The 14,204-nt window shown below is 39.2% G+C and carries 15 protein-coding genes; 8 read left to right on the forward strand and 7 right to left on the reverse strand.

The window, feature by feature from the left end; all coding sequences use genetic code 11:
* Nucleotides 1-310: 310 nt before the first annotated feature.
* Both H6F47_RS17060 and H6F47_RS17065 read left to right on the forward strand, forming a co-directional pair.
* On the forward strand, nt 311-1,120 hold the full coding sequence (locus H6F47_RS17060) for a TPM domain-containing protein (protein WP_096567781.1): 810 nt from the start codon (nt 311-313) through the stop codon (nt 1,118-1,120).
* A 177-nt stretch (nt 1,121-1,297) separates the two neighbouring features.
* Complete coding sequence (locus H6F47_RS17065) at nt 1,298-1,927, forward strand: precorrin-8X methylmutase (RefSeq protein WP_137666598.1); 630 nt, start codon at nt 1,298-1,300, stop codon at nt 1,925-1,927.
* Nucleotides 1,928-2,117: 190 nt separating this feature from the next.
* On the opposite strand, the gene H6F47_RS17070 is transcribed toward H6F47_RS17065, so the two are convergent.
* From H6F47_RS17070 to hisF, 4 genes are all read right to left on the reverse strand, one after another.
* Nucleotides 2,118-2,819: a phosphate ABC transporter permease gene (locus H6F47_RS17070; RefSeq protein WP_137666580.1), complete on the reverse strand. Its 702-nt coding sequence runs from the start codon at nt 2,817-2,819 to the stop codon at nt 2,118-2,120.
* A gap of 214 nt (nt 2,820-3,033) precedes the next feature.
* On the reverse strand, nt 3,034-3,870 hold the full coding sequence (gene dapB, locus H6F47_RS17075) for a 4-hydroxy-tetrahydrodipicolinate reductase (protein WP_096567788.1): 837 nt from the start codon (nt 3,868-3,870) through the stop codon (nt 3,034-3,036).
* A gap of 176 nt (nt 3,871-4,046) precedes the next feature.
* On the reverse strand, nt 4,047-4,238 hold the full coding sequence (locus H6F47_RS17080; protein WP_096567789.1) for a hypothetical protein: 192 nt from the start codon (nt 4,236-4,238) through the stop codon (nt 4,047-4,049).
* A gap of 99 nt (nt 4,239-4,337) precedes the next feature.
* Complete coding sequence (gene hisF, locus H6F47_RS17085; protein ID WP_096567791.1) at nt 4,338-5,111, reverse strand: imidazole glycerol phosphate synthase subunit HisF; 774 nt, start codon at nt 5,109-5,111, stop codon at nt 4,338-4,340.
* Nucleotides 5,112-5,351: 240 nt separating this feature from the next.
* On the opposite strand from hisF, the gene ruvB reads away from it, so the two are divergent.
* From ruvB to H6F47_RS17105, 4 genes are all read left to right on the forward strand, one after another.
* Complete coding sequence (gene ruvB, locus H6F47_RS17090) at nt 5,352-6,470, forward strand: Holliday junction branch migration DNA helicase RuvB (protein ID WP_096567793.1); 1,119 nt, start codon at nt 5,352-5,354, stop codon at nt 6,468-6,470.
* Between the two features lie 194 nt (nt 6,471-6,664).
* Nucleotides 6,665-7,318 carry a MotA/TolQ/ExbB proton channel family protein gene (locus tag H6F47_RS17095; protein ID WP_096567795.1) on the forward strand — a complete coding sequence of 218 codons (654 nt, stop codon included), beginning with the start codon at nt 6,665-6,667 and terminating at the stop codon, nt 7,316-7,318.
* Nucleotides 7,302-7,700: a biopolymer transporter ExbD gene (locus tag H6F47_RS17100; RefSeq protein WP_096567797.1), complete on the forward strand. Its 399-nt coding sequence runs from the start codon at nt 7,302-7,304 to the stop codon at nt 7,698-7,700. Before H6F47_RS17095 ends, H6F47_RS17100 begins: the two co-directional genes overlap by 17 nt.
* Nucleotides 7,701-7,712: 12 nt before the next feature.
* Complete coding sequence (locus H6F47_RS17105; protein ID WP_137666581.1) at nt 7,713-8,513, forward strand: tetratricopeptide repeat protein; 801 nt, start codon at nt 7,713-7,715, stop codon at nt 8,511-8,513.
* 53 nt (nt 8,514-8,566) lie between these two features.
* Here H6F47_RS17105 and H6F47_RS17110 read toward each other — a convergent pair whose 3' ends face one another.
* The gene (locus tag H6F47_RS17110) at nt 8,567-9,067 is read right to left on the reverse strand and encodes a dihydrofolate reductase (RefSeq protein ID WP_190650191.1); all 501 of its coding nucleotides are present in this window, start codon (nt 9,065-9,067) and stop codon (nt 8,567-8,569) included.
* 190 nt (nt 9,068-9,257) lie between these two features.
* Between H6F47_RS17110 and H6F47_RS17115 the strand changes: the two genes are divergently transcribed.
* Nucleotides 9,258-10,541 carry a glycosyltransferase gene (locus tag H6F47_RS17115; protein WP_190348168.1) on the forward strand — a complete coding sequence of 428 codons (1,284 nt, stop codon included), beginning with the start codon at nt 9,258-9,260 and terminating at the stop codon, nt 10,539-10,541.
* A 21-nt stretch (nt 10,542-10,562) separates the two neighbouring features.
* Here the strand turns inward: H6F47_RS17115 and H6F47_RS17120 are convergent, their stop codons facing one another.
* Together H6F47_RS17120 and H6F47_RS17125 are read right to left on the reverse strand one after the other, a co-directional pair.
* A complete protein-coding gene (locus H6F47_RS17120; RefSeq protein WP_137666584.1) occupies nt 10,563-11,870 on the reverse strand; it encodes a glycosyltransferase in 1,308 nt (435 codons plus the stop codon).
* Nucleotides 11,871-12,183: 313 nt separating this feature from the next.
* Nucleotides 12,184-12,972: a TIGR01548 family HAD-type hydrolase gene (locus tag H6F47_RS17125; RefSeq protein WP_190348167.1), complete on the reverse strand. Its 789-nt coding sequence runs from the start codon at nt 12,970-12,972 to the stop codon at nt 12,184-12,186.
* A 372-nt stretch (nt 12,973-13,344) separates the two neighbouring features.
* Between H6F47_RS17125 and H6F47_RS17130 the strand changes: the two genes are divergently transcribed.
* Entirely contained in the window at nt 13,345-13,956 is a 612-nt protein-coding gene (locus H6F47_RS17130; protein ID WP_199291192.1) for a hypothetical protein, read from the forward strand.
* The last annotated feature ends 248 nt before the right edge of the window (nt 13,957-14,204 follow it).

A 14,204-nucleotide genomic window follows, 5' to 3' on the forward strand; every position in this document is an offset into this window, starting at 1 on the left:
TGGGGACTGGTGACTGGTGACTGGTGACTGGTGACTGGTGACTGGTGACTGGTGACTGGTGACTGGTGACTGGTGACTGGTGACTGGTGACTGGTGACTGGGCATTGGGCATTGGGCATTGGGCATTGGGTTATTAACTTCCCCCTGCTTCCTGCTCCCCTGCTTCCTGCTCCCCTGCCTCCTTCCTGCCTCCTGACAACTGACCTTAAATTAGAGTAAAGTAAACAAGTGTAAAGAAGTATCACTTTTCTCGTAATCTTTAAAAAGCACTTGTTTACCTTTGCCCTTAATATTTTGTATAAAAAATTCCATGCAGCGTTGTTTTTGGCGAAAAATCTTAGTATCCATTGCAGTATTTTGCTTTGCTGGGTCAATTTGGGCGATTCATTCACCATCAGCCTTAGCTTATGAAAATCCTGACTTACTACCGGACACATTTACCCCAGTTGTCGATTTAGCAAAGACTCTCCCAGACCCCCAGGAAGAAAAACTTGTCAAAGACTTAGAACAATTTGAAACGGATACAGGCTGGAAATTGCGAGTATTAACCCAGTATGACCGCACCCCAGGCAGGGCAGTGATCAAATATTGGGGTTTGGATGACAAAAGCATTCTTTTAGTTGCAGATGCTCGCGGTGGTAATATTCTTAGTTTTAGTGTGGGTGATGCGGTTTATGAACTTTTACCCCGCACATTTTGGATTGAACTACAAACCCGGTTTGGTAACTTGTACTTTGTCAGGGAAAACGGCGAAGATCAAGCAATTCTACAGGCTTTAGATTCAGTAAAAGGTTGTTTACTCAAAGGTGGTTGTAACGTCGTTCCTGGACTACCAAGAGAACAATGGATACTCACCCTGATTACATCAGCTATTGGTGGTGTGATTTGTGGCTTTGCGGCTCAACCCCGCGATGATAAACAAGTCTTTGCTTGGCAGTGGGCGTTAATTTTTTCACCTTTGTGGGGAATTTTGTTTATTGCCTTCGGTATTGCCCCAGTTATTACCCGTACCAGCGATTGGATTCCTCTAGTTCGTAATATTTCCGCTTTTTTAATAGGTCTGTTAGTCGCCTATCTCTCTCCTGTTTTCAGTCGTCCTTCTTCCAGTGCTGAGTCATAAAAAGGCAAAAGTCAAGAGGCAAAAGGCAAGAGTTGAAAAAATCAATTCTCTCTCCTGACTCCTGACTCCTGACTCCTGACTCCTGACTCCTGACTCCTGACTCCTGACTCCTGACTCCTGACTCCTGACTCCTGATAGTGATAAGCTGAAAGCTGATCTGTGAGAAGCTTAACGGCAATGGAATGGCACGTAACTGATGCTCAAAGCTTGGCAATTATTGATAGTGAAATTGGCGATCATGTCTTTTCACCAGCGGAATATGAAATAGTCCGGCGAGTAATATACGCCACCTCTGATTTTGAGTACCAGTCTTTGATTCGTTTTTCGGAACACGCTTTACAAGCAGGAGCAGCCGCACTGGCAGCACGTACTACCATTGTGGTAGATGTGCCAATGGTACAGGTGGGTATTGCCTACGATATTCAAAATACCTTTGCCAACCCGGTGTATTGCAGTATGGAGGCTTTAACCCGTCCCCAAAAAGAAAGAACTCGCTCGGCTTGGGGGATTGAAACTCTAGCCAAGCGTTATCCAGAGGGAATTTTTGTAGTTGGTCAAGCTCAAACTGCCCTCACTACATTGGTAGATTTAATTGAAGCGGAAGAAATTCGACCGGCTTTGATTATTGCTACTCCAGCAGGTTTTATTAATGTAACTGCTGATAAAGAACGTTTACAGGATTCTTTAGTACCTTATATTACTATTGACAGTCGTAAGGGTAATGCGGTGGTAGCATCTGCTATTGTTGATGGTTTGGTTGATTTAGCTTGGCAAGCTTATGGTCAAGATAGAAGTGGGGTAAGTTAAATCAGTTATTAATTGATAATTGATAATTGATAATTGACAACTGTTTCATTCAAGGTTTATGACCTCTCCTTTCAAGGAGAAAAAAAGAAAAAATTTCCTATTTCCCAATCCTCTCACGAATGAGCCAGAAGTAATTGTTAATTGTCAATTGTTAATTGTCCATTGATTAATAACTCCTGACTCCTGACTCCTAATAATCATCATCTCCATATCTTTGTGGTTCTGGACGACGGCGACGGGGTTTTTCTTGTTGGTTTTCTCGTAAGCGAACACTAACTTCATTAAAAAAATCTTCTCGCACGTAGGGATAGTCACTCACCCATAAATTACGACTGGGAATGTAGATATTACTAAATTCCTCGATTATGCTTAAATCTGGGCGATTTGACATGACTACCATTTCTGCGATTTGACCACGAGCGATCGCTTTGTGTGCAGGACGTAATGGGGCATCAAATTCGATACTAAATCCTGTATCGTCGCCCACTTCTAAATTAATTCTTTTTTCGCGATTTTCAATAATTACTAACTCGCCTTTGTTATTGACTGTTTCTTGTTTGCCAATTAATTTTTCTGTAATCCACCAATCTACTACCCGCCCCCGAAAAAAACCGCTATACTTGTAACGCCGACATTTTGCATTGCGAATACTAGCTTGAAATACGGGATACCATAACCAAAAAAATGCCCCAAATACCCCAAAGACAAAAATCAAACCAAAATCTAGTTTCAAAAAGATCCTTAGCAGGAAAATTACAACTACTGTGACTACAGAAATTAATAATCTTTGTAAAAAGTTGTTGAATTTTCCCCAGTAGTATTTATACTGTGAACCACTGGCAATAAGAGGAATAATTTGTTCAAATTTTTGGCGAGTCAGTGGAACAAGCATATTAATTAATTGATAATTGACAATTGATAATTGATAATTGTTTGATTCCAGTTCTAAAACATCCCCTTTTAGATTTTAGATTTTAGATTTTGGATTTTCACAAATATAGGACTATACAGGGTGATCAGGATATCAATATATTTCTAGAAATGAGACTAAACAGTAATTTCGCTCCTGACTCCTGACTCCTGACTCCTGACTCCTGACTCCTGTTTTACAGAATCTTTTCTAATCCATATACTAATGATTTTAACTGGTTAATTTTGCGAATTGCTAGTAAAACTCCAGGCATATAACAGGAGCGATCGCTTGTATCATGGCGTAGGGTGTAAATTTGCCCTGCTGCACCGAAAATTACTTCTTGATGGGCAATGAGTCCAGGTAGGCGTACACTATGAATTCTAATCCCTTCATCAACTAAAGATCCTCTCGCTCCTGGTATTTTTTCCGTTTCTGTGACTTGGGGAGGGTTAAAAGTTTTACCCATTTCCGCTAATAACTGCGCTGTCTGAATGGCTGTACCGCTTGGTGCGTCTGCTTTCTGGTTGTGATGCAGTTCGATAATTTCCACATGATCAAAGTATTGGGATGCGGTGACTGCGGCTTGTTGTAGCAGTACCATACCGATGGAAAAGTTAGGAATAATTAAACAACCTGTACTGGCTTTTTCGGCAAAGTCGGCTAAGTTTTTGAGTTGTTCGGGACTTAAACCGGTTGTACCCACTACGGGACGAATACCATAGGCGATCGCACTGCGGACGTTATCATACACTGCATCAGGATGGGTAAAGTCTACCATTACCCCTGGTTGTAGCTGTCTTTCTCCTGCTACATAGCCTAACATTGGCTCTAATTGATTGGTTATTGGCACTTCTAAGGGTTCGCTTAAACCTGCCAATTCTCCTGCGTCTTTTCCCTGATGTTCTGGTGAGGTATCGAGAGCGCCCATTAATGTCATATCAGGTGCTTGGGCTACTGCTTTGATTACTTCGCGTCCCATTTTGCCAGCAGCACCATTGACAATGACTGGGATAGTAGATTGATTGGTCATGTTTCTAGAATTGCGTTTTTAGTTATTTTACCTATAGAGCAGGGAACAGGGAACAGGGAACAGAAAGCAAAAGGCACAGGGCAAGAGGCAAAAGTTAATATTTTACCCTTGCACCCCTGCTTTCTTCAGTGTCACCTGTCACCTGTCACCTGTCACCTGTCACTTGCTTTCTGCCTTTAGGAAACTTTTAATAAATAGCTCATACAGTGTCCCATTAAAAAGTAGACTACTAACATTGCGGCCGCTGCCAGAGCAACCAATGTACCCGCCAACATGAGGGAAAATTCTTTGTTTTCGTAGGCTTTCTCCATCAGGTGCAGTGACCAAGCAACCAGCGCCACATCAAAAAGTAAAATAGGAATCAACATATTTCTTAATATTTCTTAATACTAGTAAACTAATATTAACATTGTTTTCGGTAACTGTGTCTAGCCGAAGAGAGATGGAATTGGTTGCTGGGGCTGGGATCAACAAGGCAAGCGGACTGGAACAGATCGTTCCTGCAAATAATTTTTAATTTGGGCTACGCTTAATTGTCCATAATGTAAAAGAGATGCTAATAAAGCGGCTTCAGCTTGACCTGCTGTTAAAGCGTCATGGATATGCTGACAATTTCCTGCACCACCAGAGGCAATAACGGGAATTTGCACAGATTCGGCGATCGCTCGCGTCAACTCCAAGTCATATCCGGCTTGAGTGCCATCTGCATCCATACTTGTCACCAACAATTCACCAGCTCCCCTTTTTTCCACTTCCTGCGCCCACCGTAAGGCATCTATTCCAGTATTTTCCCTACCACCACGCACGTAAACATCCCAACCAGGGTTATTGGGGTCTACTCTTTTGCGGGCATCAATAGCCACAACTATGCACTGATTACCAAAGCGATCGCTCGCTTCATTGATCAAATTTGGGTTGCGGACGGCCGCAGAATTAATACTAACCTTATCAGCCCCGGCTCGTAACAAACCTTTAACATTTTCTAAGGTTTGAATTCCACCCCCCACAGTCAGCGGAATAAAGACCTGTTCAGCAGTCCGGTAAACCACATCAATAATCGTATCCCGGTCTTCATGAGTAGCTGTAATATCCAGAAACACTAACTCATCAGCACCGGCTTCGTTATAAACTTTGGCTAGTTCTACTGGATCACCCGCGTCCTTGAGGTCTACAAAGTTAACTCCTTTAACAACTCGTCCCGCCTTGACATCTAAACAAGGTAAAATTCTTTTAGATAACATAGTGATTTTTCTATCTTTGGTAATTGTTCGGAATTTAAATTGTAAAGGTAATTGGGGAATTAGGTGACAGGAGGCAGGAGGCAGGAGGCAGGGGAGCAGGGAGCAGGGGGAAGTTAATAACCCAATGCCCAGTCACCAGTCACTAGTCCCCAGTCACCAGTCACTAGTCCCCAGTCCCCAGTCACCAATCCCCAATCACCAATCCCCAATCCCCAGTCCCTAAGTTAAGATAGCTGAATTATGTCCATAATCTCCTCAAAAAAACAGCCTCCAGAACCCAACGGACAGCCACAACAGCGCCGCGAGTCGCCTAAAGCTTCTACCCAAAAAGCGCCTCCCCAGGAAAATATACTGCAACCGGAAGCGACTGTTGAGGAAGAAGGTAAGCAGGAAGAGAGTATTCGCCCCCAACGTTTTGCAGATTACATTGGGCAGAAAGATTTAAAGGATGTATTAGATATTGCCATTAAAGCAGCTAAATCTAGGGGTGAAGTGATGGATCACCTGTTGCTGTATGGTCCGCCCGGTTTGGGTAAAACCACAATGGCGATGATTTTAGCTGCGGAAATGGGGGTAAATTATAAAATTACTAGCGCCCCTGCTTTAGAACGACCAAGGGATATAGTCGGTATATTGGTAAATCTCAAACCGGGTGATGTGCTGTTTATTGATGAAATCCATCGGCTTTCCCGGATGACGGAAGAAATTTTGTATCCAGCAATGGAAGATTATCGCTTAGATATTACCGTTGGTAAAGGTTCGAGTGCCAGAATCAGAAGTATACCGTTATCTAAATTTACTTTGGTGGGAGCGACAACCCGCGTCGGTGCGTTAACTTCACCCTTGCGCGATCGCTTTGGTTTAATCCAAAAACTGCGATTTTATGAAGTTGACGAACTGACTCAAATTGTCCTCCGCAGTGCAGAATTATTACAAACTCCTGTTAACGCTGAAGGCGCTACAGAAATCGCTAAACGTTCACGGGGAACACCAAGAATTGCCAATAGATTACTAAAGCGAGTCCGTGATTACGCGGAAGTAAAATCATTTACAGAAATTGACCAACCTATTGCCGCAGAAGCATTGCAACTATTCCAAGTAGATCCTTGTGGTTTAGATTGGACAGATAGAAAAATGTTAAGTGTGATCATTGAAAACTTTAATGGTGGTCCAGTGGGGATAGAGACTTTAGCCGCAGCGACAGGAGAAGACACCCAAACCATAGAAGAAGTTTATGAACCCTATTTAATGCAAATTGGCTATTTAAGCCGGACTCCTCGCGGTAGAGTGGCGACAAAAGTAGCTTATAAGCACATGGGCTTTAAACCACCTAATAATGAGCAGTTATCTTTGCTTTGAAATCGGTTAATGATTGACCATATTCTGATTTTGTGGAAAAAAGATCCGCGAAATCCCCCTTACCTCTATAGGGCGGAGATTGATAGCGAACTTAGTTGTAAAGTCTAAGTTGCGGCACTCCCCTGGGAGAACATCGATCAGGTATACTGGCTGAACTAGTCAGTAAATTTCACCCCAAGGCTTGAAAATCGGACATGGACATCAAAAATCTGTTTATAGCAGGTGGTGTGGTGATGTGGCCACTACTACTTTCTTCAGTTGTAGCTGTAGGGCTAATTATTGAAAGAGTCAGGTTTTGGGTCAAAATTAGCAACCGTCAGCACCGAGTAGTCAGAGAAGTATTGAGTCTGTATCGTCAAAACAATGTGGTTAGTACCATTGATACATTGAGGAAGAATGTAGATTTGCCGATTTCCCGGATCTTTTTGACAGCTTTGGAACTAGAAGAGGCAAACCCAGAAGAGTTTCGTTTGGCTTTGGAAAGTGAAGCTCAGGCAGAAATACCTTTGCTCAAAAGATTTAACACGGTTTTTGATACTATTATTGCCCTTGCACCTCTGTTAGGATTACTGGGAACTGTACTGGGTTTAATTACTTCCTTTGCATCTTTGAATATTGGGAATGTGGGAGGATCACAAACTGCAAATGTCACAGGTGGTATTAGTGAAGCTTTGGTTTCTACTGCTACAGGTTTAATTGTGGCAATTTTTACACTTTTGTTTTCCAACACATTCCGGGGACTTTATCAACGGCAAATAGCTTTGATTCAAGAATATGGTGGAGAGTTAGAACTGTTATATCGTCGTCGCTACGAAAGAGGAGAAAAAACCTATGCGCCTACAAGATGATCCAGATATCCCTGCACAGATTAATATTGTGCCGATGATTGATGTGATATTTGCGATTTTGACATTTTTTATCATGTCAACTTTGTATCTTACCCGATCCGAAGGTTTACCAGTAAATTTACCCCAAGCAGCAACAGCAAAAAGAGATAATCCTGCACAGGTGACGCTCACAATAAATAATACCGGTCAGATTTTTTTGAATAAAGAAGCTGTTAGTTTAGAGCAGTTAGCAGATCAGGTGAGAGCAAAAGCAGAACCATCACAACCTTTGATGGTAATACTTAATGCAGATGAAGCTGTGAATCACGGACAAGTGGTAGCTGTGATGGATAAAGTGCGACAGGTAGAAGGTGTGAAATTAGGTATTGCAACTCGTAAATAATTAAGGATTCAAATGATTAAATTAATCTGTATTTTCCTGAGTTTATTACTGACCTTTGGTTTTTGTACACCAGCGATCGCACAAACCCAAACCATTACCGCAGAAGAGCTACAATTAGGGGATGAGTTAGCAAATAAAGCCTTTGCAGCTACAAATCAAGGTGATTTTACAACAGCGGAAAAATATTGGACAGAAATTCTGGAAAAATTCCCTACTAATCCTGCAATATGGAGTAATCGCGGTAATTCGCGGGTAAGTCAGAATAAATTACAGGCTGCACTAGAAGATTATAACAAAGCCATTGAATTAGCACCTAATGTAACTGATCCTTATTTAAATCGCGGTGCAGCATTGGAAGGTTTGGGAAGATGGGAAGAGGCGATCGCTGATTATAATCATGTTTTGGAATTAGATCCAAACGATGCAATGGCCTATAATAATCGTGGTAATGCCACAGCAGGTTTGGGGAAATGGGAAGAGGCGATCGCCGACTATCAAAAAGCTACAGAAATAGCTCCCAATTTTGCTTTTGCTCGTGCTAATTATGCCCTAGCTTTGTATGAAACAGGTGAAATAAATACAGCTATCCGAGAAATGCGGAATATAGTCCGTAAATATCCTAAATTTGCCGATATGCGTGCTGCTTTAACCGCTGCTTATTGGGTAGGTGGTAACAAAGGAGAAGCTGAAAGTAATTGGGTAGCAGCTTATGGACTAGATACACGGTATAAAGATATTAATTGGTTAACAAATATTCGCCGTTGGCCTCCTAGTTTGATAGCAGCGTTAGATAAGTTTTTGCACTTACAGTAATCATCATGGCGATAGCTGAAAATGAAAGCGATCGCCCCAAAAATTACCTAAAATTAACATCTTTCAATTTCCACAAATTTAAACCTAAAACCATTTTCCTGTAATTTTTCTTCTTTGGTTACTTTGCCAAAATCAGCAAATTCAGGAAAGTATATATCACCCGCAAAACTCCCTTCCACAATTGTCAAATATAGCTTATTAGCAAATTCCATAGCCTGAGTATAAATTTGTTCTCCACCAGCAATAAATATCTCTTCTGTTTCACTCATTTTACTCCATTGAATTGCCTGATACAGAGAATGGAAAACCAAACATCCAGGAGCTTGATAATCAATATTTCTAGTCACAATAATATTAGTACGATTTGGCAATGGATGATTAAAAGTAGCATAGGTTTTACGACCCATAATTACAGGATGTCGCCAAGTAATTTCTTTAAAATAACGTATATCACTAGGAAGATCCCAAGGAATACCCCCACGAATGTGTTCTTTTTTGGAATCAGCTAAAATACGATCTTCGGAAATAGCAGCTATGAGACTAATAAGAGGCATAATTCATAAATATCCTTATTCTTGAACAGGCAATAATTATTTTTAATATAGTGATGTTTTTGCTCATTAAACATAAGTTTTATAAAGTTTTCAAATTAGTAACAGGATTTTTTATAGAAAATAGCTATATTTTTGACTTGTGGTGCTGTTTTCTGGTATAAAACATTGTAATTTACCAAAAAACTATAACATGACTCATTACTGCTTAATTTGCCCAGCATCCACTGGTCATTGGAACACCATGTTACCATTAGGCAAAGAATTACAACAACGTGGCCACCGTGTTACCCTGATAGGTGTTCCTGATGCACAACCCAAAGCACAAGCAGCAGGGTTAGAATTTCAAGTCATGGGTGAAACAGAATGTCCCCCAGGTTCAACAGCAAAAGCTTTGGCTAAATTAGGTGAATTAAGTGGACAGGAAGCACTAAAATACACAATCAAACTCTTTAAAGAACAAATCAACATCAAAATCAGAGACATCCCCAAAATTGTCAAAGATGCAGGTATAGAAGCACTACTAATAGATCAGACTTTTGCAGAAGGTGGTACTATTGCTGAAATTTGTGGGATGCCTTTTATTACTATTTGTAGTGCAGTAGTTTTAAATCGAGAACCCAGCGTTCCCCCATTTATGACAAATTGGAATTATAACCCAACATGGTGGGGAATACTGCGTAATAAATTAGGTTATAAATTATTAAATAAAGCAACTCAACCGATTACAGAATTAATAGATAGCTATCGTCAAGAAAACAATTTACCTGCATACTCTCAAGTTAATAATCGTTATTCTCCATTAGCACAAATAAGTCAACAACCAGCAGAATTAGAATTTCCCAGAAAAGAATTACCCCAGTGGTTTCATTTTACAGGGCCATATCATAATTCTACAGGTCGGGAAGTTGTTGATTTTCCCTTTGATAAATTAACCGGACAACCATTAATTTATGCCTCATTGGGAACTTTGCAAAATCGTTTATTACCAGTTTTTCAAACTATTGCCGAAGCTTGCAAGGATTTAGATGCACAATTAGTTATTTCTTTAGGTGGTTCAGCCGATCCTCAAGTTCTCCAAGGACTACCAGGAAATCCTTTAGTAGTGCGTTATGCACCACAGTTACAACTATTAGAAAAAGCCAATCTCACCATTACCCATGCAGGACTAAATACTACATTGGAATGTTTAACAAATGGTGTGCCAATGGTAGCAATTCCCATTGCTAATGATCAACCGGGAGTAGCATCTAGAATAGTTTGGTCAGGATGTGGGGAAGCTATTCCTGTGAAGAAAGTGAATGTGAATAATTTGCGGAAAGCGATTACAAAAGTCCTCACGGAAGAATCTTATAAAAAGAATGCTTTGAGGTTGCAAGCTGCAATTCAACAAGCGGGAGGAGTTAAGCGAGCAATTGATATTGTCGAACAGGCTATATCTACAGGTAAACCTGTTTTAGCTGATGTTAATAGATAACACAAAATTATATTTTTGATGCTATCTCATGAGAGAATTTACTTCTTCCAGGAGCATTTTTTCTACAATATCTGCTGCTTTGTTTAGACCTCCGGTATTTTTCAGAATTACAGATATACGGTTTGCAACTTCTGTATAAGTTGAACTCATTAGCAAAGTATTAATTTTTTCAATTACCTGAGAACGATTAAACTTTTGTTTGTTCAACTTCAGACCAACTCCTATATCTACAATACGTGCTGCATTGTAGTGTTGATCTCCAAAAAAAGGTAAAGCTAATATTGGCTTTGCCGAATAAAGAGCTTCGTTAATACTATTCATTCCACAATGACTAACAAATACTCGAACATTTGGATGAGAAAGAACAGCTTGCTGGGGAACAAAATCTTCTACACGAAATGAAGATGGTAAATTTGTAAGAATATTCTGTTGTTGTTTTGGTAAAGACCAGAGAACTTTTAACCCAGTTTTTTCTAGTCCTGCTACTAATTCTTGACATTGCCACTGTTCTATATTTGCAAGAGTACCAAACGCAACATATATTATTCCCTTACCTTCTGGATCATCTTCCAACCATTGACTTAAAGAAGAATCTATAGGTTCAGGTGTTTTTGGCAAAATTGGTCCAACCATTTTTACCCAAGGAGGTAATGGTCGTGAAATTTCAAAAGCAAAATCTGTACCCACTATGATTGGTTTTTTGTCAAAAGGATCATCTAATTTTTTATTTCCAGCACACTCCTGACGAATTTTATTCAGTTTAATTGCCGTAGGCGCAAGATAAGGAATTAGTAAAGTTGGTCTAATAAAATTAAAGAAGCGTTGCCATACATTCATTGTTATAGAATAAGATGTACCGAACCGGGGATATTGATCATTAGTCTTGACAAAATTACCTAAAAATCTACTTTGGATAATATATGGTATGTTCATCTTTTGAGCTAAATCCATGGCTGGAATAGCAGCACGATCAATAATTAACAGATCAGGTTGATACTTATTAAAAATAGGAATCAAATTTTCATACATCGGACGATAGGAACTAATCAAGCGTTTCAACATCATCTGTTCACCACGTAAGGTACTTTTTTCTTGAGAAATATCCTTCCAGAAATCTTCTGTTTTATGATTGTTATTATTCGTTGTTTCATTTGATTTTATTTGCCAAGGAATAAATTCAGCACCAGTTTTAGATACCCAATTCTTAGCACTTTCAGAAATAACAAATCGGACTTGATATCCTCGTTGAACAAGTTCGGTAGCCATGGCTATCATTTGATTAGTATGTCCAAGTAAAGGCAAAGAAACAAACATTATATTTTTGTCCATTTTTATTACCAAAATTTATTTTTCATATTATCATATTTTTAGCTTACCTTATTAAATACTCAAGATAATAAATGACAAATATGAACTGGACAGAAAACTCAATTGTCATTTATTCAAACCCTAGATACTATCATGTAGAAGACTAGTCTCCTTTATCTATAAACAAAGGAATTGGAGGGAGTCAAGAAGCAATAGACATCTCCGAAAATTAAATATGCATTATCTGAAACTCTTGGTAGGGACAATTCATGAATTGTCCCTACATCTTTTTCGGAGAAGTCTAATTCATCTGAAAACATTAAATTGCAGATGATTATATTTCCCACCCCAAAATTTCATCCGGTGTCAATTCCTGCACATTACTAAACACTACCTTTGCACCTGCTTTAATCATTGTTTCAGTATAAGCTTCTTGACGTGCTACCGTTCCCTGAACATGAGGTGGTAAAACTCCCACACCTACCCAAGTACGAGAATTATCTAAAATCTTGGCTTTTTCAACGGTGTGCATATCTGCTACTGTATCACCTACATAGATGACAGTTTGTTTTTTATGACTGCCATTTTCTAATAAATCAATAGTTGCAAATAAACCCGTCGGATCAGGTTTACCCGGTGCATCTTCCATCGCAATTAAAACCGGAGATTTTAAACCCAAACGTCTTTCTAAAATATAGTTAGCAGAACCGCGAGTAGCACCGCTAAAAAATCCCCAATCAATACCAGCTTGTGTTAGTGCTTCTAAATAACTAGCTTGTAACAATAAAGGTTCATCACAAATATAACCATTCCAATTTTCTGAATCTGTTCCGCGATAACGAGATTGAAAATAGACAACTATATCTTCATAATTTAATGCTAATTCTTCTCTATTTTTTCCCTGACTCACAAAGTAACGGTAAATTAATTCTTGAGAACCTTCCCAATCATTATTCCAAATTCCCTCAGATTTGAGATTATCAATATCTACATCTGTGGGACGATAGACTTGATGAGTAAAATGCTCTACAGTATCTGCTAAAGCGCGACGATAAGAACCGCTAACATCACGAATTACACCATCAATATCGAAAACGATCATTATATTGGTTTGTTTAGTCATAGTCACAGGTAATAGCTGTTTTTTAGAGTTTAGACCCAATTCACCATAGATTTTAATAGATTCAGAGGTATGAGACAAAAAAATTTTTGCCTTTGAAGTCTGTAACTGGAGAAGATATCAGTGGGGAGCATTGCTGTCTGTATCAGGACTTTCACCCACAAATTTCAGATTAGCTATAGGATGGTATGAGTGGGGATCACCAAGGTTTATCCTCCTGTAGCTAGAGAAAAGGTTAAAACTTTATGCCGTAAATTCCAGTAGTCTAAGTACAACAAAATCTGTATTCTTGTCAGGACTAGACATAGGGGGTACAACCCCTGGTATCATAGTTAAACAGGAATAAAAATTACACAATTACGGAGGTGCATCTCTATGCTTAGAGGTAATACGAAAAAACAATTAACCTATTCTCCTCAAAGTCAATTAGCCTATTTTCATAGGAAAAAATTTAGCTATTACCCGGACAAACAATACACCTATTACCCTCAAAAAAAAGTCAGCTATTACCCGGACAAAAAATACACCTATTACCATTTAATTGCTGTATTTATAACCGGGTTGATAGGAGGATTGACAATCAATAATCTTTATCACAATTATCATTACCAAAGTGTACTTGATTCACCATCTTTAGAGTCAGCAAAAGCAAAAAAAACAGCCGTTGTCAAAGTTACTGCTCACATTATCACAATAGACAAACAAACAGCCTTCAATTCTGTCTGGAATCTGCCACAAGTACAACGCAAAGCCAAAGAGATTGAAAGTCTTTCTAAAGGCAGTATTCGTTTGTCCGCACTTGTTGAAAGTTCTCCTACTACCGATAGACCTTTTTATATAGTGAGAGTGTTTGAAAATCATCCAGATAAAACTACCAGTCCGGTTTATTGGTTTAAAGTTTCCAGTTCTACTGGTGTCATCCAACCTTTAGATTTGGTGCAGAACGAATACATAGCTCTGGAAAAATGGAATCCTGATGGACGGTAATAGTTTAAGCTTGGTCATGTCTTAAATAACGAATCGGTAATCCTTTTGATTTTTCTCTAGTCTCTAGTCCTTGCATTTTGTTTTTTTAACTACTTTAATCAAACAAATTTTGACCAGAAAAATATCTTATTAAATAGGATTTTGGACTTGTTGTTGACTTAAGTCAATGGAGAAAGGTGAAGGGCAAAATTGTCTTAACGAAGGCAGAAGGCAAGAAGCAGTATCTTATTCTCCCCAATCACCAATCA

Origin of the sequence: Sphaerospermopsis sp. FACHB-1094 (assembly GCF_014696195.1) — a bacterium.
Classification (GTDB): domain Bacteria; phylum Cyanobacteriota; class Cyanobacteriia; order Cyanobacteriales; family Nostocaceae; genus Sphaerospermopsis; species Sphaerospermopsis kisseleviana.